The sequence below is a fragment of the Vibrio sp. YT-19(2023) genome (assembly GCF_033337395.1).
Window position 1 is genome coordinate 1 of record NZ_JAWOQN010000261.1, and the last position, 884, is coordinate 884.

1 protein-coding gene is annotated in these 884 nt (G+C 45.7%); it reads left to right on the top strand.

Annotated features, from left to right (window positions below; all coding sequences use genetic code 11):
* Positions 1-9: 9 nt before the first annotated feature.
* The coding region (locus tag R7E78_RS25290) for a glycoside hydrolase family 1 protein (protein WP_318058494.1) at positions 10-884 on the top strand (875 nt) is incomplete at its 3' end.

Below are 884 nucleotides of genomic sequence, written 5' to 3' on the forward strand. Positions count from 1 at the left end.
GTGAGAAACATGATTAAGTTTCCAGATAATTTCCTTTGGGGTGGTGCCATTGCTGCAAACCAAGTAGAGGGGGCATACAACCTTGGGGGTAAAGGTTTATCAACATCAGATATGTTGCCAAACGGCATTCTGAGCCCGCATCAAACGCGTGAAGAACGAACACCAGGTATCAAAGATCTTGCGATCGATTTCTACAATCGCTATCCAGAAGATATTGCCTTATTTAAAGAGATGGGATTCACCTGCCTGCGCTTGTCCATCGCTTGGAGCCGTATTTTTCCTAATGGTGATGAACTGGAGCCAAACGAAGAAGGACTGGCGTTTTACGACAAAATTTTTGATGAGCTAGCCAAACACGACATGCAACCATTTGTGACGCTTTCTCATTACGAGATGCCTTACGCCTTGGTTGAGAATTATGGTGGTTGGGGCGATCGTCGAGTGATCGAGTTTTTCGAGCGTTACGCTAAAAGCGTGTTAGAACGCTACAAAGATAAGGTCAAACTGTGGCTTACCTTCAACGAAATCAACATGTCTCTGCATGCACCATTTACTGGGGTTGGTTTGCCAGAAGACGCAACAGAGCAACAGATTTACCAAGCGATTCACCATCAATTGGTGGCGAATGCTAAAGCAGTGAAGCTGTGCCAGAAAATTGTACCGAATGGCAAAATCGGCAACATGTTACTGGGTGCCATGAACTACCCATACACTTGTAACCCTGATGATGTGTTAGCCGCCATGCATGAAAACAACAAGTGGTTGTTCTTCGGTGATGTGCAAACTCGTGGTCAGTATCCTGGTTATATGAAGCGCTATTTCCGTGAAAATGGCATCGAGATCCAGATGCAAGACGGCGATTTAGAAGACATCGCCTCGGCCAG